The sequence below is a fragment of the Actinoplanes sp. NPDC049316 genome (assembly GCF_040677315.1).
Taxonomy (GTDB): domain Bacteria; phylum Actinomycetota; class Actinomycetes; order Mycobacteriales; family Micromonosporaceae; genus Actinoplanes.
Window position 1 is genome coordinate 234,746 of sequence record NZ_JBFAQM010000007.1, and the last position, 26,949, is coordinate 261,694.

At 72.0% G+C, this 26,949-nt stretch carries 20 protein-coding genes; 7 read left to right on the forward strand and 13 right to left on the reverse strand.

Annotated features, from left to right (window positions below; translation table 11 throughout):
* Nucleotides 1-47: 47 nt before the first annotated feature.
* Nucleotides 48-539 carry a MarR family transcriptional regulator gene (locus AB0K03_RS13965; RefSeq protein WP_364684156.1) on the forward strand — a complete coding sequence of 164 codons (492 nt, stop codon included), beginning with the start codon at nucleotides 48-50 and terminating at the stop codon, nucleotides 537-539.
* Between the two features lie 4 nt (nucleotides 540-543).
* Here AB0K03_RS13965 and AB0K03_RS13970 read toward each other — a convergent pair whose 3' ends face one another.
* From AB0K03_RS13970 to AB0K03_RS13985, 4 genes are all read right to left on the reverse strand, one after another.
* A complete protein-coding gene (locus AB0K03_RS13970) occupies nucleotides 544-1,488 on the reverse strand; it encodes an Acg family FMN-binding oxidoreductase (RefSeq protein WP_364684158.1) in 945 nt (314 codons plus the stop codon).
* A 2-nt stretch (nucleotides 1,489-1,490) separates the two neighbouring features.
* Entirely contained in the window at nucleotides 1,491-2,462 is a 972-nt protein-coding gene (locus AB0K03_RS13975; RefSeq protein ID WP_364684160.1) for an Acg family FMN-binding oxidoreductase, read from the reverse strand.
* Nucleotides 2,463-2,540: 78 nt separating this feature from the next.
* The gene (locus tag AB0K03_RS13980; RefSeq protein ID WP_364684162.1) at nucleotides 2,541-4,196 is read right to left on the reverse strand and encodes a GAF domain-containing sensor histidine kinase; all 1,656 of its coding nucleotides are present in this window, start codon (nucleotides 4,194-4,196) and stop codon (nucleotides 2,541-2,543) included.
* A 13-nt stretch (nucleotides 4,197-4,209) separates the two neighbouring features.
* Nucleotides 4,210-5,085 (reverse strand): universal stress protein, encoded by an 876-nt coding sequence (locus tag AB0K03_RS13985; RefSeq protein WP_364684164.1) that lies wholly within the window; start codon nucleotides 5,083-5,085, stop codon nucleotides 4,210-4,212.
* A 152-nt stretch (nucleotides 5,086-5,237) separates the two neighbouring features.
* Between AB0K03_RS13985 and AB0K03_RS13990 the strand changes: the two genes are divergently transcribed.
* Nucleotides 5,238-5,879, forward strand: a complete 642-nt coding sequence (locus AB0K03_RS13990) for a response regulator (protein WP_199509353.1) — start codon at nucleotides 5,238-5,240, stop codon at nucleotides 5,877-5,879.
* Between the two features lie 13 nt (nucleotides 5,880-5,892).
* Here the strand turns inward: AB0K03_RS13990 and AB0K03_RS13995 are convergent, their stop codons facing one another.
* Nucleotides 5,893-6,813 carry a nucleoside hydrolase gene (locus tag AB0K03_RS13995; RefSeq protein WP_364684166.1) on the reverse strand — a complete coding sequence of 307 codons (921 nt, stop codon included), beginning with the start codon at nucleotides 6,811-6,813 and terminating at the stop codon, nucleotides 5,893-5,895.
* A gap of 50 nt (nucleotides 6,814-6,863) precedes the next feature.
* Between AB0K03_RS13995 and AB0K03_RS14000 the strand changes: the two genes are divergently transcribed.
* On the forward strand, nucleotides 6,864-7,820 hold the full coding sequence (locus AB0K03_RS14000; RefSeq protein ID WP_364684168.1) for a TIGR03885 family FMN-dependent LLM class oxidoreductase: 957 nt from the start codon (nucleotides 6,864-6,866) through the stop codon (nucleotides 7,818-7,820).
* 4 nt (nucleotides 7,821-7,824) lie between these two features.
* Here AB0K03_RS14000 and AB0K03_RS14005 read toward each other — a convergent pair whose 3' ends face one another.
* From AB0K03_RS14005 to AB0K03_RS14015, 3 genes are read right to left on the reverse strand one after another with little or no spacing between them, the layout of a single operon-like run.
* A complete protein-coding gene (locus AB0K03_RS14005; RefSeq protein ID WP_364684170.1) occupies nucleotides 7,825-8,490 on the reverse strand; it encodes a lysophospholipid acyltransferase family protein in 666 nt (221 codons plus the stop codon).
* Entirely contained in the window at nucleotides 8,490-9,032 is a 543-nt protein-coding gene (locus tag AB0K03_RS14010) for a TetR/AcrR family transcriptional regulator (RefSeq protein ID WP_364684172.1), read from the reverse strand. Before AB0K03_RS14010 ends, AB0K03_RS14005 begins: the two co-directional genes overlap by 1 nt.
* A 43-nt stretch (nucleotides 9,033-9,075) precedes the next feature.
* The gene (locus AB0K03_RS14015; RefSeq protein WP_364684174.1) at nucleotides 9,076-9,945 is read right to left on the reverse strand and encodes a GNAT family N-acetyltransferase; all 870 of its coding nucleotides are present in this window, start codon (nucleotides 9,943-9,945) and stop codon (nucleotides 9,076-9,078) included.
* Nucleotides 9,946-10,166: 221 nt separating this feature from the next.
* Between AB0K03_RS14015 and AB0K03_RS14020 the strand changes: the two genes are divergently transcribed.
* Entirely contained in the window at nucleotides 10,167-11,360 is a 1,194-nt protein-coding gene (locus AB0K03_RS14020; RefSeq protein WP_364684176.1) for an alginate lyase family protein, read from the forward strand.
* Nucleotides 11,361-11,387: 27 nt separating this feature from the next.
* Nucleotides 11,388-13,559: an RICIN domain-containing protein gene (locus AB0K03_RS14025; RefSeq protein WP_364684178.1), complete on the forward strand. Its 2,172-nt coding sequence runs from the start codon at nucleotides 11,388-11,390 to the stop codon at nucleotides 13,557-13,559.
* 268 nt (nucleotides 13,560-13,827) lie between these two features.
* Here the strand turns inward: AB0K03_RS14025 and AB0K03_RS14030 are convergent, their stop codons facing one another.
* The 3 genes from AB0K03_RS14030 to AB0K03_RS14040 all read right to left on the reverse strand — a co-directional run bounded on the left by AB0K03_RS14030 (nucleotide 13,828) and on the right by AB0K03_RS14040 (nucleotide 15,515).
* Nucleotides 13,828-13,959 carry a hypothetical protein gene (locus tag AB0K03_RS14030; protein WP_364684180.1) on the reverse strand — a complete coding sequence of 44 codons (132 nt, stop codon included), beginning with the start codon at nucleotides 13,957-13,959 and terminating at the stop codon, nucleotides 13,828-13,830.
* A 122-nt stretch (nucleotides 13,960-14,081) separates the two neighbouring features.
* Nucleotides 14,082-14,945, reverse strand: coding sequence for a DUF4097 family beta strand repeat-containing protein (locus tag AB0K03_RS14035; RefSeq protein WP_364684182.1), 864 nt, complete (start codon nucleotides 14,943-14,945; stop codon nucleotides 14,082-14,084).
* Between the two features lie 57 nt (nucleotides 14,946-15,002).
* Nucleotides 15,003-15,515 carry a DUF1778 domain-containing protein gene (locus AB0K03_RS14040; protein ID WP_364684184.1) on the reverse strand — a complete coding sequence of 171 codons (513 nt, stop codon included), beginning with the start codon at nucleotides 15,513-15,515 and terminating at the stop codon, nucleotides 15,003-15,005.
* A gap of 72 nt (nucleotides 15,516-15,587) precedes the next feature.
* Between AB0K03_RS14040 and AB0K03_RS14045 the strand changes: the two genes are divergently transcribed.
* Together AB0K03_RS14045 and AB0K03_RS14050 are read left to right on the forward strand one after the other, a co-directional pair.
* Entirely contained in the window at nucleotides 15,588-16,034 is a 447-nt protein-coding gene (locus tag AB0K03_RS14045; protein ID WP_364684186.1) for a hypothetical protein, read from the forward strand.
* 153 nt (nucleotides 16,035-16,187) lie between these two features.
* Nucleotides 16,188-16,811 (forward strand): class I SAM-dependent methyltransferase family protein, encoded by a 624-nt coding sequence (locus tag AB0K03_RS14050; protein ID WP_364684188.1) that lies wholly within the window; start codon nucleotides 16,188-16,190, stop codon nucleotides 16,809-16,811.
* 168 nt (nucleotides 16,812-16,979) lie between these two features.
* Here the strand turns inward: AB0K03_RS14050 and AB0K03_RS14055 are convergent, their stop codons facing one another.
* Both AB0K03_RS14055 and AB0K03_RS14060 read right to left on the reverse strand, forming a co-directional pair.
* Nucleotides 16,980-17,342: a nucleotidyltransferase domain-containing protein gene (locus tag AB0K03_RS14055; protein WP_364684190.1), complete on the reverse strand. Its 363-nt coding sequence runs from the start codon at nucleotides 17,340-17,342 to the stop codon at nucleotides 16,980-16,982.
* Entirely contained in the window at nucleotides 17,339-26,938 is a 9,600-nt protein-coding gene (locus AB0K03_RS14060) for a neuraminidase-like domain-containing protein (RefSeq protein ID WP_364684192.1), read from the reverse strand. Before AB0K03_RS14060 ends, AB0K03_RS14055 begins: the two co-directional genes overlap by 4 nt.
* Nucleotides 26,939-26,949: the final 11 nt, after the last annotated feature.

Sequence of the window (26,949 nt, forward strand, 5' to 3'; positions counted from 1 at the left end):
CCATCAAGAGTCTTACCGACGGCGGCGCGATCTGCAAGACTGAGCACGTGTACCGGGCGCGTGAGTCGGAGCGGGATCGGCTCCGCGAGGAGATCGTCAACCTGCTGCGGTCGTACAGCGTCGAGGCGCAGCACGTCGGGCAGGCCTTCGCCCAGCGCCACGGGCTGCACACGACAGACCTGCAGGCGCTCATGGCGGTGATGCACGCCGAGGGGCGCGGCGACCCGCTCACCCCGGGCCGGCTGGGCGAGCAGCTCGGGCTCTCCTCCGGCGCCACCACGGCGGCCATCGACCGGCTCGAACGTGCCGGGCACCTGCGGCGGACCCGGGAGAGCGCCGACCGCCGGGTCGTGCACCTGCGCTACGGCGAGCCGGGCATGGCGCTGGCACTGCAGTTCTTCGGACCGCTCGGGGCGCGTTCGGACGCGGTCATGGCGGAGTTCGACGACGCGGAGCTCAGGACCGTGCACCGGTTCCTGGCGGGGATGACGCAGGCCCTGAGCGACCACCACCGCGAGGTGCGGTCGGCGGCCGAGTAGGGCCTCAGTCCAGGACGTCCTCCAGCGGGCGGCGCAGGGTCGGGCGGCCCGGCTGGCCGAAGCCGAGGCGCAGCGCGATCTGCGGCACCCCCGAGCGCCGCAGCGACCGCCGCAGGTGTTCCCGCGCGGCGGGAACCTCGATCGGCTGGGACATCATCGAGCTCGCCAGCCCGGCGTCGGTCGCCGTCAGCAGCACCCGCTGCAGCGCCTGCCCGGCCGCCAGCTGATCCACCGGCCGGTCCGCGGGCGTGCCGAGGACGGCCACGAGCGGCTCCGGCTCGAAGTCGCGGCCGGCCGCCCGGGAATGGTCGGTGAAGGAACGCTGGGGAAGCAGATCCTGCGGTTCCTCGACCGGGCCGCCCGCGGTCACCGGCACGCCGTCGCGCGCCGCGTCCGCGTGCGTCCAGCCGATCATCTCGGCCTGGTAGCCGGGGTTGCGGCGCAACACCCGGTCGGCGCTACGGGCGATCTCGGCGAACCCGGTCAGCGCGGTCATGCCCACCAGCAGGTCCAGCCAGCCACCCTCGGCCTGGGCCGCCTCGATCAGCCGTACCCGGGTCTGCGACGGCACCGGGTCCGGCCAGAACGGCTTCCGGTTGCTGAACCGGTGCGGGATCGCGGCCGCGAGGCTTGCCTCGGTGTAGGTCGCCGGGCGCGGCGGGCCGGGCGTGAGCCGCGCGACGAGGTCGCCGTACGGGCGCAGCTCCACCTCGGCCGGCCTGCCCAGCGCGGCCAGCGCCAGCCGCGCGTTGAGCGTCGCCGCGCCGCACGCGATGCGCACCGCCCAGCCGCTCGAGTCCGCGATGGGCAGCTGCCGCTCCCGGTCGGCCAGGATCTCGACGGCGCCGCCGCGGAGCCGGAACCGCCACGGTTGCGAGTTGTGCAGCGACGGCGCACGGATGCCCGCCGCGGCAGCGCTGCGCAGATCGTCCTCGGTGTAGCCGGCCATGCTCAGTCGCCGAACTCGATGATGTCGGCCGGGTCGCGGCGCGGCGCGGGTGGCAGCTCGGTGCTGTCGTCGGCGTACCCGACGCGCACCGCCACGTACGGCTCGCCGACGTCGGAGAGCAGCTGGCGCAGCAGGTGCCGGGGCCAGTCGACCTCCACGCTGTCGCTGAGCGGGGCGGTGGCCAGGCCGTCGGCGGTCGCGGCGAGCAGCAGCGCCGACAGCGCCTCGCCGCCGCGCAGCACGTCCGCCGGGCGGTCGCTGAGGCCGAACACGATCACGTACGCCGCGCCGGCGTCGTGCCCCGGTCCCGCGGTCAGGCCGGCGTCACCCTCGGGGGCGAAGTCACGCACCGGCACCCGCCGCAGCGCCGGCTCGACGGCCGTCGTCGCGGGCACGCCGTCGCCCGATCCGGCCGGCCGGCTGGTCCACTGCCGCAGCTCCTCGCGGTACGCCGGGTCGGTCCGCTCGGTCTCGCCGGCGACGTCCGTGGCCGCCGCGAACGCCGACACCTGGTCGGGGCGGACCACGTGCAGGTACGCGCCCTGCGCCTCGACGACCCGGCGCAGCGTGGTGAGCTGGGCGTCGGTCACCGGGCGCTCGCCGTACGCCCGCCGGTCGGTGCGCCGCCGCCCGGCCGCCTCGGCCATCCGCCGGGCCTCCGCGTCGGCGGGACGCTCACCGGTGAACGTGATGCGGGCGAGCAGGTCGGGCTCGCCGGGCTCGGGGAAGCGCTCCACGGCGGCGTGCGCCCCGGCGCCCGCCAGCGCGGCGCGCGCGTGGTGCAGGGCCCCGCCGCAGCTCAGCAGCAGGAGACGGCCGCCGGGGTCGGTGGCGGTCAGGGCGCGGGAACGGTCGGCGTACAGGCTCATCGTGTCGCCGGCGATCCGCCAGCGCCACGGCTGGGTGTTGAACACCGAGGGGGCGTGCAGCGACGTGCGGGCGGCTGCGGCCAGGATCTCGGTCGAACGGGTCATGCGGGGAACCTCCAGGTCGGTCACCCCTCAAAGGTGCCGTCGGAGGAGGCCGGTTGATCAGGGCCGAAGGTCCCGACATCAGCCGCCCAGTGGCGCCCGCCAGGTGACCACGGTGCCGCCGCCGGCCGCGGGCGTCACCTCGAAGACCCCGCCGAGGTCGCGGGCGCGCTCGCCCATGTTGACCAGGCCGCCCCGGGCCGCCGCCGGATCGGTGCCGACCCCGTCGTCCTCGACGCGGATGAGGACCTCGCCGCCGTCGGCGCGAACGGACACGCGGACGTTCTGCGCCTGGGCGTGCCGGGCGGCGTTGGACAGCGCTTCCCGGACGACCGCCAGCAGTTCGGGCACGACGTCGTCGGGCACCGCGCTGTCGACCGGGCCGCTCACGTCCAGGACGGGCCGGAAGCCGAGCGTCTCCTCGCCGGCCTCGACCACCGCGCGCAGCTCCTTGCGCAGCGACGAGCCGGCCGGCGCGGTCAGCTCGAAGATCGACCGGCGGATGTCGCGGATGGTGGCGTCCAGGTCGTCGACCGCCGCGTTGATCCGCTTGACCGCCTCCGGCCGCAGCGCGTGCGGCGCCGCGCCCTGCAGCTGCATGCCGGTCGCGAACAGCCGCTGGATCACCACGTCGTGCAGGTCCCGGGCGATCCGCTCGCGGTCCTCCAGGACGACGAGCTGCTCGCGCTCCTCCTGCGCCCGGGCCCGTTCGAGAGCCAGCGCCGCCTGCCCGGCGAAGCTCGACAGCAGCGTCGAGTCGTCCTCGTCGCCCATGGCGGCCCCGGCGACGATCAGCACGCCCTGGGGGAGGTCGGCGCCGGCCAGCGGGGCGGCCAGCGCGGGGCCGTCCGGAACGGGCACCGGCCAGTCGGCGACGTCGCGCAGGTCGGTGCCCTCGGTGCTCAGCGCGTCCACGTCCACGGAGAGCACCCGGCCGACCATCGTGTCCGCGCCGTCGGCGACCTCGATCGTGTACCGGGCGCCGGTCTCGTCGGCGAGCAGCACCAGCACCAGCTCCGCCTCGGAGATCTCGCGGGCGCGGCGGGCGATCAGCCGCAGCGCCTCCTGGCGGTTGACCGTGCCGAGCAGCACCGAGGTGATCTCCGCGGCCGCGGACAGCCACCGCTCGCGCCGGCGGGCCAGTGCGAACAGCCGGGCGTTGTCGATGGCGACGCCGGCCGCGGCGGCCAGCGCCACCACGATCTCCTCGTCGTCGTCGGTGAACTCGCCGCCGCCGTTCTTCTCGGCGAGGTAGAGGTTGCCGAAGATCTGGTCCCGGGTGCGCACCGGCACGCCCAGGAAGCTGTGCATCGGCGGGTGGTGCGGCGGGAAGCCGTACGAGCGGGGGTGCTGGGTGATGTCGCGCAGCCGTACCGGCTCCGGGTGGGTGATCAGCAGGCCCAGCACGCCCCGGCCGTGCGGCAGGTCGCCGATCTTCGCGCGCCCGGCGGGGTCGATGCCGTGCGTGATGAAGTCCGACAGGTCCTTGCGGTCCGGGCCGAGCACGCCCAGGGCGCCGTACTTCGCGCCGGCGAGGGAGCAGGCGGACACGACGATCCGCTCCAGCGTGCTGCGCAGGTCGAGGTCTCTGCTGATGCCGACGACGGCGTCCAGCAGCGCCCGCAGCCGCTCCCGGCTGGTCACCACCTCGCCGACGCGGTCGAGCATCTCCTGGAGCAGTTCGTCCAGCCGGACCCGCGACAGCGGCGAGAGTCCGAGCGAGGGCGGCTCGTTCATGCCCCGATGCTATCTAGATCGATCCGCGGACCACGAGGACGGGGCAGCCCGCGTGGTGCAGGAGCTGCAGGCCGGTCGAGCCGAGCAGGGTGTTGACGACCGTACCGTGGCCCCGGCTGCCGACCACCACCATGCGCGCGCTGTGCGACACCGCGACCAGCACGGCGGCCGGGCCGTCCGGTGACACCACGGCCTCGGCCTCGACCTCGGGGTACTTCTCGCGCCACGGCGCCACCTCGTGCTCCAGGCGTTCCAGCGCCTCGGCCTGCGCCCGGGGCACCGCGTTGTCGACGGCCGGGATGTCACCCACCCACAGCGGGACGGGAGACGTGTACGTCCGCACGATCGCCAGCGGCGCACCCCGGTTCGCGGCGGCCTCGAACGCGGCGCCGAGCACCCCGGAGGCGGCCGCGGAGTCGTCCACCCCGGCCACGACCGGTCCCGAGGCGGTCTCGGTACGGCCCCGGACGACCACCACGGGCACGGCGGCGTGCGTGGCGACCCGCTGGCTGACCGAGCCGAGCAGCAGGCTGGCGAACCCGCCGCGACCGCGGTTGCCGACGACGAGCAGCGCCGCGTCGCGCTGGTTGAGCAGCGCGGTGACCGCGTCGCCCGGCACGGCGTGCGCCTCGACCCGGATCCCGGACGCGGCGGCGGCGCGGGCCTGCACCACGGCGGCGTCGAGCACGGCGGTGGCGAGTCCCCGGTCGGTGTCCTTCGCGTCGAGCGCGGCCTCGTCCGGCCGGGACTCGTACGCGGCCACGATCCGCAGCGGCACGCCGCGGCGGGCGGCCTCCTTGGCGGCCCACCGGACTGCGGCCTCGCCAGGCGCGGCGCCGTCGGTGCCGACGACGATCGGGCGGGCGGTCGTGATGGCGGTCTCTTCCATGCCCTCATCGAACGCCGGCGCCCGGACATGCGGCAGGGACAGCGGTCATCGGGGCGGGGGCCGTTCGGCCCATCGACGACTTTTGTGCGTTGTCGGCGACACAGGACCTTAGACTCTTGGTGTCCAGGCCCCGGCCCAGGTAGGAAGTACACATGATCCGTGTCTTTCTGCTCGACGACCACGAGGTGGTCCGTCGCGGGCTCGCCGACCTGCTGCACGCCGCCGGGGACATCGAGGTGGTCGGTGAGTCGGGCTCCGCGCAGGAGGCGGCACGGCGCATCCCCGCGCTGCGGCCCGACGTGGCCGTGCTGGACGCGCGCCTGCCGGACGGCAACGGCATCGACGTGTGCCGCGACGTGCGGGCGGTGGACTCGTCGATCAAGGGCCTGATCCTCACCTCGTACGAGGACGACGAGGCGCTGTTCGCGGCGATCATGGCGGGCGCGTCGGGGTACGTGCTCAAGCAGATCCGCGGCACGGACCTGGTGGACGCGGTGCGCCGGGTGGCGTCCGGGCAGTCGCTGCTCGACCCGGCGGTGACCCAGCGGGTGCTGGAGCGGATCCGGCACGGCGTGGAGCAGCCCCGCGAGCTGGCCTCGCTGACCGACCAGGAGCGCCGCATCCTCGAGTACGTCGCGGAGGGGCTGACCAACCGCGAGATCGCCGGGAAGATGTTCCTCGCGGAGAAGACGGTGAAGAACTACGTCTCCAGCCTGCTGGCGAAGCTGGGCCTGGAGCGGCGCACCCAGGCCGCCGTGCTCGCCACCCGGCTGCTGGGCGAGCACCCGCACTGACGCGCCGCGGGCCTCAGCCGGCGGCGAGCACCAGCTCCCGGATCCTCGGCACGGTGTCGTCGGCGACGCCGAGCACCACGCGCGTCTGCCGTGCGGCGGAGGCGTCCTCCACGACCGCGCCACGACGGCCGTCGACCTCCACGCGCAGCCCGAGCATCGGGGCGTCGGAGACGTCGACGGCTCCCAGGAGCACCGCGGCGGCCAGGGGATCGTGCAGGGGCACGCGCCGTTCCCCGAGGACCGGCTCGTAGTAGTCGAAGTACCCGGTCAGCATGGCCGCCAGTGCCGTGCTCAGCGGCGTACCGTGTGCGCGCAGCGCCTCCTGGTCGGCGGCGCCGAACCGGTGCCGCATCGTCACGTCCAGCGGGACCAGGGTCACCGGCCAGGACGCCGCCAGCACCTCCGCGGCCGCCTCCGGGTCGACCGCGATGTTCGCCTCGCCGTGCCCGGTCACGTTGCCCGGCACCCGCACCGCGCCGCCCATGACGGTCACATCCCGGACCAGCTCGGGCAGGCGCGGTTCGCGCCGCAGCGCCATCGCCAGGTTCGTCAGCGGCCCGGTGGCCAGCACCCGCAGCTCACCCGGCCGGGCCCGAGCCAGCGCGAGCAACAGGTCAACGGCCGGCACGGGTACGGGGTCAGCCGCGGCGCGAGGCAGCTCGACCCCGCCGACGCCGTTGCCCCCGTGCACGACCGAGGCGTCGTGGGCCCCCGAGCCGTCGAGCGCGTGCCGGGCACCGACCGCCACGGGCACGCCGCCCCGCCCGCCCAGCGCGAGCAGGTCGAGCGTGTTGCGGGCGGCCTGGTCCGCGCCGGTGTTCCCGGTGACCGTCCCGGCGCCGAGCAGCTCGGCGTGCGGGGTGCCGAGCAGCAGCGCGATCGCCAGCGCGTCGTCCACGCCGGTGTCGCAGTCCAGGTAGATCGGGTCGCTCACACGGTCTCCCTCGGGTTGGGCGGCCGCGGCTGCGGGTAGGTACGCGGCCCATGACGGAGTACGGAATCCATTGTTCCCATGAGCAGATCCCGCCCGCCGATCTTCTCTCAGCCGTGATAGCCGCCGAACGGGCGGGGTTCGACGCGGCCATGTGCTCGGACCACTTCTCGCCGTGGAGCGCGCGGCAGGGACAGTCCGCCTTCGCCTGGTCGTGGCTCGGGGCAGCGCTGCAGGCCACGAACCTGTCGTTCGGCGTGGTGAACGCGCCGGGGCAGCGCTACCACCCGGCCATCATCGCGCAGGCGATCGGGACGCTCGGCGCGATGTACCCCGGCCGCTTCTGGGCGGCGCTGGGCACGGGCGAATACAGCAACGAGCACATCACCGGTGACCCGTGGCCGCGCAAGGAGGTCCGCAACGCCCGCCTGCGCGAGTGCGTCGACGTGATCCGTGACCTGCTGGCCGGCGAGGAGGTCACCCGCGACGGGCTGGTCACGGTGGACCGGGCGCGGCTGTGGACGCGCCCGCCGGAGCCGCCGCCGCTGATCGGCGCGGCGGTCAGCACCCAGACGGCCGCCTGGTGCGCCGAGTGGGCGGACGGGCTGGTCACGGTCAACGCGCCGGAGGAGAAGCTGCGCGCGATGATCTCGGCGTACCGCGACGCCGGCGGCCGCGGACCGGTCTGCCTGCAGGTGCATCTGAGCTGGGCGGCGACCGAGGCGGAGGCCGAGGAGATCGCGTACGACCAGTGGCGCAGCAACATCTTCCCGCCGCCGGTCTGCTGGGACCTGGAGACCGCCGAGCACTTCGACGTGGTGTCACAGAACGTCACGGCCGAGCAGGTGCGCTCGGTGGTCAACGTCTCCGCCGATCTCGACCGGCACACCGCCTGGCTGCGCGGGTACGCCGATCTCGGTTTCGACCGCATCTACCTGCACCATGTCGGCCAGGACCTGACCGGCTTCGTGGAGACGTTCGGCGCGAAGGTGCTGCCCGCGCTGCGCTGAGCCGCTATGCCGTCGTGGACAGCGGGTTGTAGCCGTCGGCGCGCTCCTGACCGGACAGGTCGCCGATCGCGGCCATGATCCGGTCGGTCGCGTCGCGGCGGGCCCGCCCCGCGCTGCCGGTGGGCGGTGGGAAGCACAGCGGCGTGCCGAAGCGCACCGTCACCCGGCGCGGCCGCGGCATCCGGGCGCCCACCGGCTGCACCTTGTCGGTGCCGATGACGGCCACCGGCACCACCGGAGCGCCGGTGGCCAGCGCCAGCCAGGCGACGCCGGTGCGGCCCCGGTACAGGCGTCCGTCGCGGGAGCGGCTGCCCTCCGGGTGGATGCCGAACGCCCGCCCCTGATCGAGCACCGTACGCGCGGTCTCGAGCGCCGCCTGCGCCGCGCGGTGGGCGCCCCGCGGCACCGCGATCGCGTCGACGCCGGTCAGGATCGTGCGGGTCAGCCGGCCCACCGGTCCCGGGCGGGTGAAGTACTCCTGCTTGGCCAGGAACGCCACCGGCCGCGGCGCGACCAGCGGGATCAGGAAGCTGTCGATGAAGGACAGATGGTTCGCGGCCAGGATCACCGCGCCGCGGCGGGGGACGTTGTCGCGGCCCTCGACGACCGGCCGGAACGCCAGGCGGCACACCGGGACCAGGGCGGGACGCACGACGTGGGGGAGCAGCATCAGTCCCCCACGTACGCGTCGACGGCCGCGCACAGCAGGGTGTCGGCGTCGCCGGAGTCGACGACCTCGAGGCTGCCCCACAGCGAGAGCTGTGCGATGCCGTGCAGGGTGGCCCAGAAGGCGCCGGAGCGGGCCGCCGCGCCGGGCCGGTCGGGCAGCAGGTCCACGAGGATGCCGAACAGCGGCTTGCTCGCGGCCCGCAGGCCCTCCTGGTTCCCGCGCAGCAGTTCGTGGCGGAACATCAGCTCGAACATGCCGCGCTCGGTGCGGGCGAAGTCCAGATACAGCCGTCCGAGGGCCAGCAGGTCGCGGTGCGGGTCGCCGTGCCGGTCGAGGCGGTCGATGCGGGCGCTGAGCCGTTCGTAGCCGATCCGCGCGACGGCGGCGAGCAGGTCGCGGTGGGTCGGGAAGTAGCGGCGGGGTGCCCCGTGGGAGACGCCGGCGCGGCGCGCGATCTCGCGCAGCGACAGGGCCGCGGTGCCCTGCTCGGCCACCAGGCCGACACCGGCCGCGACGAGGCGGGAGCGGAGGTCGTCGGGCATGGACAGTGTCTACCAGGTCCGCGTAGACACTGTCTACGCCGGGTCAGAGGTCGAGCTGGTAGAGCACCGACCAGTGGGTGGGCACGTAGCCCAGCACGTCGTTGACCCGCCGCATCGCGACGTTGCTGTCCGCCGTGTCGGTGAGCAGGCCCGCGACGTCCGGATGTGCCTGCCGCACGTGCAGGATCGCGGCCGCCTTCATCCACCGCGCGAGGCCACGGCCGCGATGCTCGGGAAGCACCCCGGTGCCGTAGTGCTGGGCATCGCCCGTGCCCTTGCCGGGCACGACCAGCTCGGTGAACCCGACGACGCTGCCGTCGTCCTCGCGGATCGCCGCCACGGTGCACAGGACGTCGCCCCGCCGGTCTATCGCGGCGGCGATGGCGCGTACCCGGTCGACGTCCCACGCCTCGGCGGCGACGTCGGTCTCGTCCATCGGCATGTCGTCCATCGCCCGCCGCGAGGCGGCGAACGACGGCGCCAGGTCGCCCGCGACCGTGCCCTCCCAGCTCTGCAGCCGGTAGCCGGGGTGCGGCTCGCCGGCGAGCCGCGCGAGCCGGGCCAGGTCGGCGTCGGTCATCGCGAGCCGGGCGAAGGTGAGGTTGAGGACCGGGCGCATCCCGCGGGCCGCCAGGAAAGGTGATCCGCCCGCGACCGGGCCGGCGGTGACCGAGCGCCGGCCCAGCTTCCGGGCGGCCGCGGCCGCCGCCTCGAACAGGGCCGTGCCGACGCCGTGGCCGCGCTCGGCCGGATGGACCGACACGTCGAGCTCGGCCCGGTGATCGGCCCCGGGGACCGTGGGGACCCGCAGATACGCCACCCCCAGCGGATGCCCCTCCGCCGCGGTGGCCAGCCAGGACAGCCGGTACGACGAGGAGCCGGGCTCGGTCTCACGCAACGCTGTGATGTGCACGCCCTATTGTCGCGCGCCCGGAGGCCGGGGAAGCGCTTCCCACGCGCAACCGGTTCCGGGCCGCCGAACTGACCACCGGTCAAGGGAAAGCGCTCTCTCGCCAGCGAACCTTTCGCCATCCTTAACTCCGTCGATGCGTGCTTGACCGCGTCCGCTTCGCCGCGATTGAGTACCCGACTGTTAAGTGCCTTTCCGGTTCCCCGCCCCCACCCGGAGTCCCCATGCGTAGCTCCCCCCGCCGCGCGGTGCTCGCCGCCGGCACCCTCGCCCTGGCCGTCCTCGCCACCGTCGGCGTGCGCTTCACCGCCGACGCCGCCACCGCGGCTGCCCCCGCCGCTTTCTCCCACCCCGGTGTGCTGGTCAGCCGGGCCCAGCTCGATTTCGTCAAGGGCCGGGTCGCCGCCGAGGCCCAGCCCTGGCTCGGCGCGTACGAGCAGATGAAGGCCAGCCGGTACGCGTCCCTGTCGCGGACGCCGAAGCCCCGCGCGACCGTCGAGTGCGGCTCGTACTCCAACCCGAACAACGGCTGCACCGACGAGCGCGAGGACGCCATCGCCGCGTACACCGACGCGCTGACCTGGTACATCACCGGCGACACCGCGTACGCGAAGAAGTCGATCGAATTGATGGACGCCTGGTCGGCGACCATCCGCAACCACACCGACAGCAACGCCCCGCTGCAGACCGCGTGGGCCGGATCGGTGTGGCCGCGCGCCGCCGAGATCATCAGGCACGCGTACGGCACCTGGCCGAACCAGGCCCGCTTCGCCACCATGCTGCGCGACGTCTACCTGCCCGTGGTCATCCCCGGCAGCCACAGCAACGGCAACTGGGAGCTGTCGATGATGGAGGCCGCCGTCGGCATCTCCGTCTTCCTCGACGACCGCTCCAGCTACGACCGGGCCGTCGCGCGGTTCAAGCTGCGTGCCGCCTCGTACATCTACATCGCCACGGACGGCGCCCAGCCGAAGTACCCGCCGGCCGGCGGCATCGACACCCCCGCCGAGCTCGTCGGCTACTGGCAGGGGCAGAGCACCTTCGTCGACGGGCTCGCCCAGGAGACCTGCCGCGACTTCACCCACACCGGGTACGGCATCTCGGCCATCGCGCACGTCGCTGAGACCAGCCGCATCCAGGGCGGCGACCTCTACCCCGAACTGCAGGACCGGCTGCGGCACGCGCTCGGCTTCCACACGAAGTACGAGAACGGTACGGCGGTGCCGTCGAGCATCTGCGGCGGCAGCGTCGACAAGGGCCTCGGGCCGGTCACGGAGGTCGCGTACAACGCCCTGCACAACCGGATGGGCATCGCGATGAGCAACACCGAGACGTACACGGTCGCCAAACGGCCGCAGGGCAGCAACAACCTGTTCGTCGCGTGGGAGACGCTCACCCACGCGAACAACCCCGCCTGATCCCCCTCTCCCGCAAAGGTTCCCCGCATGAATCCCCGTGGAAAACGGCGGCTGATCGCCGTCCTCGCCTCGGCGGCCGTTGCCGGCGGCCTCGGCGTCGCCGGCGTCACCACCGCGCTGGCCGCCACCACCGGCACGGTCGTCAGCTCGGCCAACGGCAAGTGCCTCGACGTGACCGACGGCTCCACCGCCAACGGCACGCTGCCCCAGATGTGGTCCTGCGCGAGCGGACCCAACCAGACCTGGACGTACGGCGACGACCAGTCGCTCAAGGGCCTCGGCAAGTGCCTCGACGTGGTGAACGGCGCCACGAACGACGGTGCGGCCGTGCACCTGTGGGACTGCTACGCCGGGCTCACCAGCCAGCAGTGGACGTACACAGCGAGCCACGACCTGGTGAACGTCAAGGCGAACAAGTGCCTGGACATCAAGGACAACAACCTCGCCGACGGCGCGAAACTGCAGATCTGGAGCTGCTCCGGCGGCGCCAACCAGAAGTGGACCGTCGACGGCGCCACCACGCCGCCGACCGTCCCGCCGGGCAGCGGCGACCCGGACCTCGGGCCGAACGTCACGATCTTCGACCCGTCGATGTCCGCGTCGACGATCCAGAACAAGCTCAATGCGGTGTTCAACCAGCAGGTGAGCAACCAGTTCGGCACCCAGCGGTACGCCCTGCTGTTCAAGCCGGGCAGCTACAACGTGGACGCGAACGTCGGCTTCTTCACCCAGGTCGCCGGTCTCGGTCTCAGCCCCGACCAGGTGACCGTCAACGGCCGGGTGCACGTCGAGGCCGACTGGTGGCCGGACGGCTCGCAGAACGCCACACAGAACTTCTGGCGCTCCGCCGAAGGGCTGTCGGTGAACCCGGCCGGCGGCCTCGACCGGTGGGCCGTCTCGCAGGCGGCGCCGTACCGGCGGATGCACGTGCGCGGCAACCTCGCGCTGTCCGACGGCGGCTGGTCGTCCGGCGGGTTCATGTCCGACACGAAGATCGACGGTCAGATCCAGTCCGGCTCGCAGCAGCAGTGGCTGACCCGCAACTCGCAGATGGGCAGCTGGTCCGGCTCCAACTGGAACCAGGTGTTCGTCGGCGCTCAGGGCGCCCCGGCGAACAGCTTCCCCTCGCCGCCGTACACGACCGTCGGGCAGACGCCGAAGGTCGCGGAGAAGCCGTACCTGTACGTCGACGCCGGCGGCACCTACCAGGTGTTCGTCCCGTCGGTGCGCAGCAACTCGTCCGGCACCACGTGGGCGAACGGCACCCCGGCGGGCACGTCGCTGCCGCTCAGCAGCTTCTACGTGGTCAAGCCCGGCGACACCGCGGCGAGCATCAACGCGGCCCTCGCGTCCGGCAGGAACCTGCTGGTCACGCCGGCCACGTACCACCTCAGCGCGCCGATCAACGTCACGCGGGCGAACACCGTGGTGCTGGGGCTGGGCCTGGCCACGTTCGTACCCGACAACGGCGTCACGGCGATGACCGTCGCGGACGTCGACGGCGTCCGCGTGGCGGGTCTGCTCTTCGACGCCGGCACCACCAACTCGCCGGTGCTCATGGAGGTGGGCCCGAGCGGCGCATCCGCCGACCACGCGGCGAACCCGACGGTGCTGTCCGACGTGTTCTTCCGCATCGGCGGGCAGATCGCCGGCAAGGCGTCGGTCTCGCTGCGGATCAACAGCGACGACGTCATCGGCGACCACGCCTGGATCTGGCGCGCCGACCACGGCAACGACCGCACGTACGGCTGGACGATCAACACGGCGGCCAACGGGCTGATCGTCAACGGCGACGACGTCACGTTCTACGGCCTCTTCGTCGAGCACTACCAGCAGTACCAGACGATCTGGAACGGTGAGAACGGGCGCACGTACTTCTACCAGAACGAGATGCCGTACGACCCGCCGAACCAGTCCGCGTACATGAACGGCTCGACCCAGGGCTGGGCGGCGTACAAGGTGGCCGATTCGGTCACCAACCACCAGGCGTGGGGTCTGGGCAGCTACTGCTTCTTCAACGTCGATCCGGCAGTGGCGAACGCCCGCGCCTTCGAGGTCCCGGCCAAGCCGGGCATCAAGTTCACGAACATGGTCACCGTGTCGCTCGGCGGCACCGGCACGATCTCGCACGTGATCAACACCAAGGGCGCCGCGGTCAACAGCGGCCACCAGGTCGAGAACCTGGTCAGCGGTCCCTGACGTCTCCTGCGCGCCGCGGTCCGCCCGGAACACCCGGGCGGGCCGCTGCCGTCTCTCCGCTGCCCGTCCGGGGCGCTTGGGCGGGCCGCTGCCGTCTCACCGCTGCCCGTCCGGGGCGCTTGGGCGGGCCGCTGCCGTCTCACCGCTGCCCGTCCGGGGCGCTTGGGCGGGTCGCCGCCGTCTCACCGCTGCCCGTCCGGGGCGCTTGGGCGGGCCGCTGCCGTCTCACCGCTGCCCGTCCGGGGCGCTTGGGCGGGTCGCTGCCGTCTCACCGCTGCTTGTTGTACTTGCGCTTCGCCCACACGTACGCGACGAGCGCGATGCCGGCGCACCAGGCCGCCGACGCCGCCAGGTCGGCGCCGACCGGGGTGCCGGCGAGCAGCCCGCGGACGGTCTCCATGACGGGTGGCCGCCGTGGCCGCCGTCGCCCTCAGCGCGAGGAACACGTCGTCGAGGTCCTGCGTGTGCATCCCCCCGCAAGCCGCCCGGCCCGGTGAAGGTGAGGCTGACGTGGCCGCCTGATCATGCCGCTTCGCGGCCGGGCGCGCGGACGATGGCGATGTTGCCGAACGACGTGCGGGCGCGCACCTCGACCTTGTCCTCGCCGGGCTCCGCCGCGCCACCCTCGGACAGCTGGTTGAGCACCTTGCCGAACGAGGTGTGCAGGTCGAGGTACGCCGCGGTGCCGCGGGCGACGCCGACCTGCAGCTCACCGACGGCGGTCTGCACGGAGACGGTGCCGCGGACGACCTCCTCCACGCGGACGCTGCCGTTGGCCGTGGAGGCGACGAGGTCTCCGTCGGCGTGGCCCACGATGATGTCGCCGTTGGCCGCCTTGACGTTGACGTCACCGGCGACCCAGTCGACGCGGCTGTCGCCGTTGGAGTTGCGCACCACCGCGGAGCCGCGGACGGCGCCGACGTGCAGACTGCCCGAGGCGGTGCTCGCGTGGGTGTCACCGTCGGCGCTCTGCACCACGATCGTGCCGCTGGCCGTGTCGAGGTGGAGCGGGCCGGTGTGCTCCAGCCGTACGTCGCCGGTCGCGGTCTTGATCCGGGTCTCGCCCAGCGTCCCGGTGCAGTGGAATGCGCCGACCGCGGCACCCGCGTGCAGCCGCGACCCGGTCGGGACGGCGATCTGCACGTCGATCGCGCCGGTCCTGCCGAACATGCCGAGGCTGCGCGGCTTGGGGGTCTTCACGAGCAGCGCGCCGTCGGCGTACTCGACGCGGGTCTGCTCGGCGGCGCGGACGTCGGAGTCGGAGGCGGGGTTGCTGGGGCGCACGTCGACGACGGTGTCCGGGCGGTCGCTCGCGGCGATCCGGACGTCGGCGGCGATCAATTCGAGCGTGGCGGTGATGGGCCGGGGGGTGTCGAAGGTAGGCATGGTGGTCCCTTCGGTGGCGGTGGCGGTGGCGGTGGCGGTCAGGAGGTGGAAGGGGAGTCAGCGGGCCCAGCCGGTGTACCGCTCCCCGCCGAAGGCTGCGCGCGAGGTGGCCGGCGGGGGCGTCTGCTGGACCGCCGAGTTGGCGGCGCGAACGAGCCAGGCGTTCACGGAGAGGCCGTCGCGTGCGGCGGCCTGCTCGATGCGCGCCTTGAGCTGATCGGAGAGGCGGAAGTTGATCCGGGAGACACCGCCCTCGTCGTCCGGGGGTGGCGGCGGTGGTGCCGCGGTGGCACCATATAGCGCCACGTGCGGGTGTGGCGCCTCCGCCGGGGCGGGGGAGACGACGAACGCGGGGTCGCCCGACCGCAGGTGCAGCTCCACCGACCCCGGAGCCAGATCCCGGGTGATCTCGTCCGCCGCTGCGGACAGGGCGTCCAGCAGTGCCAGCCGGAAGGCCGACTCCATCGGCGTGGTCAGGCGTTCGGCCAGCTCGCGGGCGTCGGGCCCGCCCAGCTCGGCGGCCGCCGCGAGTTCCTCCCGCAGCCGTGAGACGTACGTCGTCAGATCCATGGCACCACTATGGCATCATGTTGGCGTCATCGCAATGCCGAAGATGCTGTGGTCAGTGCCGCGGAGGCAGGGGTGCGCGGCCGCAAGGGCCACATCGAGCGCTACCGCCGCGACGACAACTACTCGTTCGCCCTGCCGGGCCACCGGTTCGGCCGGGGCGTCGACGAGCGCACGGCCGCCGTCTTCGGCCGTAGCACGTTCGAGGCCGACGTCATCCTGGCCGGGCAGGAGGTGTCGAAGGCCGAGGCGCTGCTGGCCGACGCCGTGGGCGGTCGCGAGGCCATCTTCACCGCGTTCGGCGGCGCATGGTTCAGGGAGGCCGCGAGCTGGTGGACTCCGCCCTCGATCGGGCCGGCACCTGAGCGCGCACCTCCGGGACAGGTCATGAACCCGCGGGACGCGTACTTCGCCGAGACCGAGCAGGTCGCCGACCCGGTCGGGCGGATCGCCGGGATGATCAGCCCGTACCCGCCCGGCATCCCGGCGATCCTGCCGGCGAACGGTTCGACGCCGCGGTGATCGACTACCTGCGTACGGGCCTCGCGGCCGGGATGACGCTGCCGGACGCCGCCGACCCGACGCTCGAGACCTTCCGCGTGGTCCGCTGAGGATCGTCACACCGCATCCGGCGCGGCCCAGGAAGTGTCGTACCGGGCTGCCATAGTGCCCGCCATGGATTGGGCAGCCTGGCACGACGACTACGACGACCCGGGAAGCGCACTCGCCCGCCGCCTGGCCTGGGTGCAGGCGGCGATCCGGACCTGGCTGGCCGCCGCGCCGCCGGGGCCGCTGACGGTGGTCAGCCTGTGCGCCGGGCAGGGAAGGGACCTGATCGGAGCCCTAACCGCGCACCCCCGCGCCGCGGACGTCCACGCCCGGCTCGTGGAGAAAGATCCGCGCAACATCGCGTACGCGAGGAAGGCCGCGCATGCCGCCGGGCTGACCGGGATCGAGGTGATCCAGGGCGACGCCGGCCTCACCGATCAGTGGGGTGACGTCGCGCCGGCGCACCTGGTGCTGGCATGCGGCGTATTCGGCAACATCTCCGACGCGGACGTCTCGGCCACGATCTCGGCGTGCGCCGCGCTGTGCCACGAGGGCGGCACCGTGGTGTGGACCCGGCACCGGCGGCCGCCGGATCTCGTACCCGTCATCTGCGAATGGTTCGAGACGCGGGGGTTCGATCGGGTGGCGGTGACGGGTGACGGTTTCGGGGCCGGGGTGCACCGGCGGGTGCTGCCCGCGGCCCGGCTGGCGCCCGGGGTGCGGATGTTCACGTTCCGGGACCGGCGCTGACGGCGTCCGCGAGGGGTCACCCGCCCGCGCACAAGACAAAGGCCCCCGTGCTGTCAGCCGTGGGCCTTTGCGAAATGACTCGATGGTCTTTTTGTGATGATGCTTTTCCTGCTTCGGACTATTCCGCACGCAATACTTCAACCTTAAGTACCTTCGAGTACCACGAGTCTAGGCAGCGCCGGAACCGGCGGGCAAGGATGACGAGGCTCCTGTCCGCAAGTAGACGAATCGGCTGGTCGCTCGCAGGGTGTTGAGGTAGGTGTACGGTCGCGCGGATTCGGCCGCCAGTTCCCTCGGTGTCAGCAGGTGCAGGTCGACCGCGATCGGGAAGTCGCGCAGTGCCTCGTGCAGCTCGCGGTCACGCAGCCACCGCGAGGCGGTGAACGGCCCGATCACCAGGAGGTCGATGTCGCTGTGCCGGTGGGCGGTGCCCTTGACCCACGAGCCGAAGAGGATTATCTCGTCCGGGTCGCAGTGGCTGACGATGACGTCGACCACGGTGGCCAGCGCCGGGGCCAGGGCGCCGGTCATGACGTGGTGAACGCGACGACCAGGTAGGCCTCCTTCAGGTCGTCGAGCGGGAGTGAGCGGAAGTCGGTCGCGCCGGCGCGCCGGACCTTGAGGGCCAGCGGTCCCAGGAGGTTCTGCGGTGGTGCCACCGGATCGACGATGAGGTGGTGTGCCGCGTCCGGCCCGCCGAGCCGGGGCATCACGTGGGAGGCGGGCTGGGCCGCACCGGCGTACGTCAGGTTCACCTCGTAGCTGTCCGGGTGTGCGCTGTCCACGATCAGGTCGAGCCTGGTGATCTTGACGGTGGTGGCGGTGCGGGCCCGGAACGGCAGGTGTCTGCGCTCCAGCGTGACCACGAGCTCCTGGTCCTCGCCGGCCCGAGGGGACAGGAAGCGCTGCCACTCGCCGGGGAACTCCCGGTTGAGCACGAACAGCCGGGTGCCCGCCTTGGGTACCACCGTCGCGAGGTTGGCCCGGGCCGCCTCGACCAGGGCGGTGCTGCCAGGTTCGGCGGTGTAGCGCACGTGCAGGACCACGTCCGAGACGGTGTCGAGGTCGAACTGGTTGTGCGCGGGCGGCAGGTCGATCGTCCACGTGCTCACCGCGCCGGCTCCCTCGAACGGCAGGAACCGGTCGTCGTGGAAGTCGAGCTCGAAGGTGCCGCTGTCGTTCTGGGCGTGGCTGGTGGCGATGGAGGTGATCGGCGCGTTCATGGCCGCGAACCGCTCGTCGGCCGGGGCGAGCGGGTCGCCGTAGCCACCGGTGACGCCGTCCTTGACCCGTACCCCGTCGCCGGTCAGCGACAGGGTGCAGTTGACGCTGGTGTACGGCCCGGCGACGCAGGGAATGCTGATCGAGATCGCAGTGATGCGCCGGCGCAGGTGGCCCGGGTAGTCCAGGTCGTACAACCATTCCGGCAGCGTCACCCGGCAGGTGCCGGTGGTCTTCAGGGTCAGCAGCGCGAGCGGGTCGACCTGGGCGAGCGAGACGTTCTTGCTGATCTCGAAGGTCCGGGTGTTGCGTTCGAACCACGCCGCCTCCATGCGGCGCAGGTCGTTGGCGAGCCGATCGCCGGCCAGCAACCCCTTCTTCAACCCGTCCCAGTATCCGAACTGGACGAACGTGAGGGTGTCGTCGCCCAGCTCGTACCGCATCGCCGTCTCGGCGCGCTTGGCCATGTCGAAGGCGAGCTGGTAGCCCTGGAAGTACACCGTGCTGATCTGTCGCAGCATCCAGTCGTAGAGCTGGCGGCTGGAGTACTTCGAGCGCAGATAGTCCTCGACCCCGCGCGCCTGCTCGATCTGCGTCTCCTGACCGGCCAGGTCGGCCTCGGCGATGGCCACCCGGACCTTGGCCGCCTCGATCTGCGCCAGCAATTGGTTGACCTCGAGCCCGGCCTGGTTCTTCTGGAACTCCCACTCCTCGGCGCGGCGCTGGTATCCGCCCATCGTGGTCGCCATGCCGGCCCACTTCTCGGCGGCGGCGGCGATCGCCGAGATCGTGGCCACCGCGCACTCGGCGGCCTTGGAGAACTTGACGCCGTCGGGCGTGTCGGCGGCCGCGACCGGTGAGCCGCCGAAGCCGGAGGCGCCGATGGTGAACTTGGGGATGAAGGTGAGGCCGCCCGCCAGCGTGTAGCCGAGCGCGATGGCCGTCTGGGCCAGGGTGGCGATGCCGCTGAGGGTCAGGGCGGTGCCTTCCCAGACGTTGATGTACTCGCGCCCGCCGTAGTACTCGATCCGCCCCTCGGCCGTCTCCCTGGTGCGTTCGAGCGCCGCCTGGTTGTGTTCGGCCTCCTTGACCTGCAGCCGCTTGATGTCGAGGCCGGCGTTCAGCAGCCGCACCTCGTTCGAGGCGCGGATGAGCTCCAGCGCCTCGGCGTCGCCCCGCTCGATCGCGGTGAGCAGCCGGTCCCCGAGGGTGCGCACGTCCTGCGTCAGCTCCAGGGCTTTCTGGATGAGGACCCGGGAGCGGTACTGGCTGGACGGGGTGCCGCCGGCGCCGAGCACCGTGTCCAGGTCGACGCCGGCCGCCGCGGCCTGAACCAGCACGGCGGGATCGATCGGCGGCTCGAACAGCGGCAGCTGCCGGACGATGCCGCGGATGTTCATACAGTTGCGGATCTTCCAGAGCCGGTCCGCGACCAGGTTCCAGTATTCGAGCAGGTCGTGATTCTGCGGGATGCCGAAGTACGAGACCGTCAGTAGCGGCATCGGCTCGGTGCCGTCGGTGCGGATGACCTGGACCGGGGAGTCGGCCAGGTTCTCCATGAGGATCTCGATCTTCTGGTTCCCGAACGGGTCCAGCGCGCCGTCGGCGGTCAGCTCGTTGTACGACCGGTCGGTGCGGTTCACGTCCGGGACGGTGACTGGCCGGGGGCCCAGGATCTCGGAGGCGAGCAGGTAGAGCGTGGTGGCCTCGTTGATGGACTCGATGGTGTCCTGCCGGAACAGCTGATCGCCCCACGCGATGAGGTTGTCGATGTACCGCATGACCACGGTCTTCTGGTACGCCACCGGGCGGTAGCGGGCGATCAGGTGCGGCTTGAACGGGTTGTTCTTCCACGCTCGCAGCTGGTCGAGGTTGGCGCCGACGTCCCGGAGCAGTTCCTCGATGCGCTGCCGGCGGTACTGTTCGCTGTTCTGTTCGTGGAAGGGACGCGTGACCCAGAAACGCTGGGGCGACTCGATGCCGTCGGTGCTGGTGGGGTCGAAGACGAAGTGGAACCAGCGTAGGGCCTCCTCGAAGCGCTGGTTCTGCATCAGCTTCGTGGCGATCAGCAACGGGGCGTGGAAGAAGATCTCCCAGTTGTACTGGCTGTAGGCGCCGTCGAGCTCGAAGTCCACCACGTCGCTCGCGGCCGTCGAGCGTGACTGTGCGGACGGTGTTGGCGCGTAGCCGGCGAAGCTGTAGCTGTTACCGGGAGAGTAGGACTGCGGCGAGACCTGGATCTTTCGGTTGAGCAGCCCGTCGAGCCCGGAACGCTTCAGCTCCCGCAGGAACAGCGCCGAGTACGGGTGGTAAAAGGGCGTGAAGTCGTACCGGAGTCGTTGCAGTGTCTTGTTGTAGCCCATCAGCACCGTGCGCCAGTGCGGCTTGATGAAGAACGACCGCTGCGGGTCCTGGTAGATCATCGGGGGTGGGAAGGCGACCGCCTCGTCGAACTGCAGGCCGTGCTGGGAGAAGACGAGTTCGAACGGAGCCCGAGCGGCACGCAGGAGCGGCACGCTGCCCGCGCCTTCCAGGACGTTGAGGACGTTCGGGTTGGCCACCCGGGTGTTGTTGCGCAGCCGGGTGTACTCGAAGTGCATCCCGGCCGGCAGCACCGTGCGCGGCATGGTCTCGCGGCCACCGACGGCGCGTCCGATCGCCGCGCCGTCCGGCCCGAACGTGGTGCTGACCCAGGTGTGCGAGTCGGTCGCGGTGAGGTCGTCGGAGACGATCCCGCCCGCGTTCTTGAGGTGGTACCGGCCGCTGAGGCCCTTCATGCGGGTGCCGGCCACCGCTCCGTCGAAAAGGAACGACGAGGAGTGCCACGGGCGGCCGGACTCGTCGTACGCCGTGGCGGTGAGGCGCTGTCTCAGACCGGTGTACGGGTCGGTGAACTGGGCGCCGTTGAACTCGGCCGAGGTCGAGATGTAAACGTCCAGCCACAGCATGTTCTCCCTGGAGCGGTACCGCGGTCGCAGGTTGTAGGAGTGCAGCGGTCGTTGCCACGGATGCAGCAACCGCTCACGCGACAGTTTCTTCGCGGTCCAGCCGTCCTCCTTGCGCATCGTCCAGGCGAGTTGCAGCTCCAGCTGGGTGGACGGGTCGGGGGTGTCCTGCGGTTTGGCGCTGGGCTGCGCGGCCGGCTGCTTGCGCGGCTTCTGCGGCTTCTCGGTGAACACGAGCCAGAAGACGTACAGGGTCCGGTTGTAGATCACCGGGATGGCGTGGTCGCCGCCGATCTCGACGTCGATGCGCTCCCACGGCGACCAGGTGCCGTAGTTGAGGTCGTGCTGCCGGTAGAAGTAGACGGCGGGGTCGGCCTTCGTCCGCCCGATGACGTGCAGCCGGTTGATGTTCGGTTGCAGGTTGTCGTACGGGTTGTCGTCGTCGACCTCGTAATAGACGCCGGTGACCTCCAGCCGGGCCACCTCGTGAACCTTCTCCAGGTAGTGCCGCAAGGCCGCCTCAGCCGCGGCGTCGGTGATCTCGGCCTGCAGCAGCTCGCTCTCCAACTCGTCGAAGAACGGGGTCTTGTCGTCGCGCAGCTCCGGCTGGATCCAGTTCTCCGGGTACAGGAAGACCTTGCGGTTGGCTTCCCAGACCCGGTAGTTCTTCATCCACCGCCATTGCTTCCAGCTGTCCAGCGAGACGGTGTCGGCGAGCGCGGCCCGCGACACCTGGACGAACGCCTGCTCTTGATTGAGGAAGCACCGCTGGACGAACATCTGGGTGGCGCTGATCGCCTGCTTGGTCCGGGAGGTGAGCTGGCAGGCGCTCATCTGCACGTCGATCAGCACCCAGGCGAGCAGGTCGTCGGCGTCCTTCCAGCGCCGCGGGTTGGGCCACTGCCTGCCGTTCACCGTGACCGCCTCGTCCTCGGTACGCAGCGAGTTCTCGACCAGCCAGGCGGTGAGCGCGTCGCGCTTGCGCTCGCGCAGGCCGTCGACCAGCGGTGTGACCGTGGTCAACCAGGCGCCGGTCGTGTAATGCGCCTTGGCGGCCTGGCGAACCTGCTGGGCGGTGGTGAACTGGGCGTCGCCGGTGTCCCGGTCGCGATCGGCCCAGGCCAGCAGCTGGGCGGCGGTGACACCGACGCGGCGGATCGCATGGAAGCAGTCCTCGAGGCGGCGGTACGTCTCCACCGACCGGTACGAGGAGGCGGGGCCGTGCGTGAAGCCGAGCCCGGTGTGCAGGTCCTCCAGGTCCGCCCGGTTCCAGCCGGTGAGGGCGCTGAGGCCGTCCAGCACGGCGGCGCCGGGCGAACCGGCGTCGCGGGCCAGGTCGAGCAGCGCGGTCAGGGACGTTCCCTCCGGTGCGGGGTGCGCGTCCCGGAAGCGCACGAAGTGGTGCAGGGCGAGCCAGCGGCCGTACAGCGGTGCCGCCGGTGCCGTGTCGACCGGCAGGTCGGCGGGGCTCAGGGCGCCGACCGCCGCGGCGTTGCCGAGGTACCAGACGACCTCGGCGGGGTCCGTGATCCGGTGCAGCGTGAGCAGGACGGCGGCCTTGTGCAGCCGGCGGTAGCTGCGGAACAGGGGCCCGAACGTGGCCTTGTCGATCGGGTTGGTGTGGGCGCCGTCGGGGCCGGTGGCGGTCAGGGCGGCGTCGAGGAAGCGGTCGAGGACCCGGCTCCCGCCGTCGTCGAGGCCGTCGAGCAGCGCTGCGGCCTGACCGTCGGTGAGGGCCAGCGCGGTGGCGACCGCCGCGATCACCTGACCGCGCGGCTCGGCGGCGGGATTGCTGCGCAGGCTTTCGCGGATCGTGCCGATCTGCTGGGCGACGACCTCGTCGCGCAGACCGTGGGCGGAGTCGGGCCGCGCGTTGAGCAGGTGGTCCAGCGCCCCGATCGCGATGCCGCCGGCGGCGATCGCGTCGGCCTGGCTGATCGTGTCGAGGGTCTGCGCGACGGTCGCGAACGGGTCGTCGATGCCGGCCAGGTCGAGCATCGTGACCAGGTCCGGCGCGCGCATCCCCAGCCCGCCGGCCAGGGCGGCGTAGCCGGCCAGCGTGGAGAGATTGGCGACGGTGAGCGCGCCGTCGGTGCGCGCCAGCAACGGGGTGAGGTCGACGTCGCTGACGCCGAGAGCGGCGACCAGGGCGGGCCGGTGATCGGCGAGCTGCGGGTCGCCGGCGATCGGCAGGTCGAATGCGGCGTCGGCCGGGTTGGCGATCGTCGGGTTCCGGAAGCGGCGGCTGTAGGCGGACCGGACCACCTTCTGCCGGTCCTCGGGGACCGGATGATCGGCGGTCGGCAGTTCGCCGTACATGGCCAGCACCGTCTCGACGTCGACGCGCAGGCGGGACTGGATCTCGCGGACCCGCATCAGGCGCACGAGGGTGTCGCCGTCCAGGTTGCCGCCGCCGATCTTCGCGGCGCGGATCAGCAGGTCCAGTTCCCCCATCTGCCACGGCGTGTGCCGCCAGAGCCGCAGGAAGCGGTGCATCCGGTCCAGCTTCGCCGCGGTGAGGCCGGTCAGTCGCTGTCGACGCAGGCTGTAGGTGTTCGCCGGCCGTTCGATCACGGTGCTGCCGGCGCCGGCCGGGTTGACGAACTCCACCTCGCACAGCCGGAGCAGGTCCGCGTACGTGATCTTGGAGCGCTCCAGGAAGTCGGAGACCGGCATCGTGTCCGTGACGGAGGCCAGTCCCCAGTACGTCTTCTGGTCCGCCTCGGTCGCCCGGGCAGTGGTGATGAGGCCGGTCTCGTGGCTGGAGATGCCGAGGAACTCCCCGGCGATGCTCACGTCGGACGGGTGCGTGCCGGCCGCCCCCTGGAAGCGGCCCATCAGCTCGTGCCGGGCGATGCCCAGATGGCCGAGGATCACCCGCGCCTCTTCCTGCCAGAGGTTGAAGGCGCTGTGCATCGGGAAGTCGGCTTCCTTCAGCATGTCGTACGCGGCCCTGCGCTCGTACTCGGGGAACGCGCGCAACTCCGGCGCGGTGCGCGTGGTCTGGTGGCCGGTGCCGGGGTCGTCCGGCGGCACGAGGGCCTCCAGCACCTCGTTGACGAGATCGATGTAGGGCAGCAGCACGTCGGTGTTGTCGCAGTTGAGCTTCAGGTCGCCCAGGTCGGGCCGACGCTTGAACAGCTGGTCGCGTACCGACTCGCCGGCGATCTCGGAGGGCTGCTCCTGCAGGAAACGCAACACGTCCGCGAGGTACGCCGGCGGGCCCAGCACGGACAGGCAGTCGGGGCAGTCGCAGACGTCCATCGAGCCGAACAGCGTCTCCAGGTCGGGCACGCCACCGGAGAACTCCTCCAGCTCGTCGGCGGTGTACGCGTACGACACGATCGCCTTCGGGGTGGCGCGGTTGAGCTCGGTGCGGAAGGCGACGAGCCGGTTGACGGCCTGGCCGTACTGGAACTCGGCCGTGCCGTAGACGGTGAGCGCCACCCGCTGGTCGACACCGGCGCCGGCCAGGGTCCGCACGACCCGCTCCTTGCCCATGGTCAGCACCTGGAAGGCGCTGTGGACGCCCTCGTCGAGCAGAATCCGGCCGACGGTGGCGTCGGGGGCGATGCGCCGCACCCGCTGGAGCACCTTGACCTCGCCGCGCACGGCGTCGTCGAGGACGATGCCGTTGGCCGCCGTGTACGCATCGACCCGGCTGGTACGCAGGTCGAACGCGGGTTGGGCGTCGACGAACCGCTGGACGTCGGCGACGTGGGCCAGCAGCGAGTGCTCGCCCCGGCCGGCCTCGGCGACGAAGGCGACGGTCGGATAGAGGCGCTCGGCCTGCGCGGACAGGGTGGCGGCGTAGGTGGCGATCCGGTCCGAGGCGGTCGCGCCGTCCGTGCCGGGCGGCACGGTTCCCCCGGCGTCGGTGACGAGCTGCACCCAGTCGGCGTGCGCGAGCTTGGCGAAGTCGCGCGGAGCGCTCGCGCGGGCGTCGGCCGGGTCGTCGATGACGGCCCGGAGGTGTCCGGCCATCGGGCCGAAGTTCTTGGTGACCTCGCCGAGGCTGACCGCGGTCTCCAGGTCGTCGATCGCGTCCGGGCCGCCGAAGTCCGCCGGCCGGCTGCGGGCGTCGGCGAAGAAGTCGTCGCCGAGCGTCTTGTGGGTGTAGAAGGCGTCGGCCACGGCCCCGTAGTGCGCCGGGCCGACCGACGAGGCGTCGAGCAACGTCTTGAGGGTGCCGTCACCGATGAGGATCGGCTTCTCCAGGAGGAACCGCTCGCGGGCCTCGGCCAGTCCGGCCAGCACGGCGTCGCGGCCGAGCCCGGTGCCGATCGGGAGGTAGTTCTCCCGCACCGCGTTGTCGAAGGCCTCGCCCAGCAGGCCCGCGTCCAGGAAGACCAGCCCGCTCGCCACCCGTTCGGTGACCTGATCGACGAGGGTCCACTGCTGGGTGCTCTGCAGGAGGTCACCGGGCAGCGAGGGCGGCAGGTTCTGCCGGAGGAACGCGTAGACGGCGGCGGCGCCGACCGGCGCTGCCGCGATCTCGGCGGCGACCCGGTCGGCGATGATCAGGCGCGTCACGTCGTTGACGCTCAGGCCGGTGTTGACGGCCACGTGGGTGACGTCCTGCGTGGTTTCGGTCTCCTCCAGGTCGCTCAGGCGAAGCGCGCCGGCCACGCGGGTCACGGCCGCCATCGACTGCTCGAACTCGGAGGTGCCGCGGTACGGCAGGCTGCCCTGGACGAAGTTGACCCAGGCGATGGCGGTCGGGTTGAACAGCGTCTTCTGGTCCAGCACGGTGCCCGCGGCGTCGGCCACCTTGATCACCAGGTGATACGGGGTACGCCACTGTTTCGTGGCCGGGTCCAGCGGCGGGGTGTACGGGATGTCGTAGAACCCGGTACTCGTCGTCGGGCGCTCGCCGAGGAGGGCGCCGGTGCCGCGGATCAGCTTCTCCCAGATCTGGACCCGTACGCCGGTACGGCCCCGCCACAGCTCGTCGCGCACGGAGCCACGCAGCCGGGCCGGCGCCGCCTCGGTGACCGCCTGCGGGTTGGCGCCGGCGATCTGCGCGTTGAGACGGCGCAGCGTCTCGCCGTCGACGTGTCCGGTGACCGGGAGGTGGTGGCGCTTCTGGAAGGCGAGCACCGCCTGGCGGGTGGAGGCGCCGAAGGTCGCGGTCCTGAACTCCTTCTTGTCGATCGGCAGGCCGAAGAAGGCCAGCGACCGCTGGAGATCGCCGACGTGCTTGTTGGTCATGTTGAGCCGGAGGTTGCGGGGGACCGTGGTGAGCTCGTCAGCCACCTCGACCTTCAGCTTCGCGACCGGCACCGGCCGGCTCGTGGCGACCGTCTCCATCCGGCGCAGGGTGAGCGGATCGAGCTCGCCGGTGGCCTCCAGCCGGTACTTGCGCTGGAAGGCGAGGATCGCCGCCCGGCTGGTCTCACCGAGCCGCTTCTCGCGCAGCTCGACAGGGTCGATCCGCGATTCCAGCTTGCCGATCCGGATGGCCGACAGCAGGGTGCGCTGGATCTTCCCCACCTGGGTGCGACTGTCCAGCCGGGAGGTGAGGGCGTCGCGTTCGAGACGGTCCACCACCTGAGGGGTCAGCGCGGTGTCCTCGGGCAGGCCCGCGCCGCGCAGGTACGCGACCCACGCGGCCTGGGTGCTCGGGCCGAATCGGCGCCCGGTGAGCTCCGCCGGATCGATCTGCCGGCCGGTACGGGCGAGCAGCTGCTGGATCTTTCCCACCCGCGTCTTGCTGCCGGTGAAGAAGCGGTGGCTGAGGTCGTGGTTGAGCCGCTCGACGGTCTCGGCGGTGAGCTCGCCGGACTCCGGCAGCCCGGCGGTCCGCTGGAACTCCCGGAGCGCCGCCCGGGTGGAGTCCCCGATGCGGCCGGCCGCCCGTTCGGCGGGGTCGACGGTGATGCGCAGCCGGCCCAGGCCCGCGTGCAGGTCGGCGACCCCGCGCCGGTCGGGTGCGGTGGCGGTGATGCGGATGGGCGGCATGGCGGCTCTCG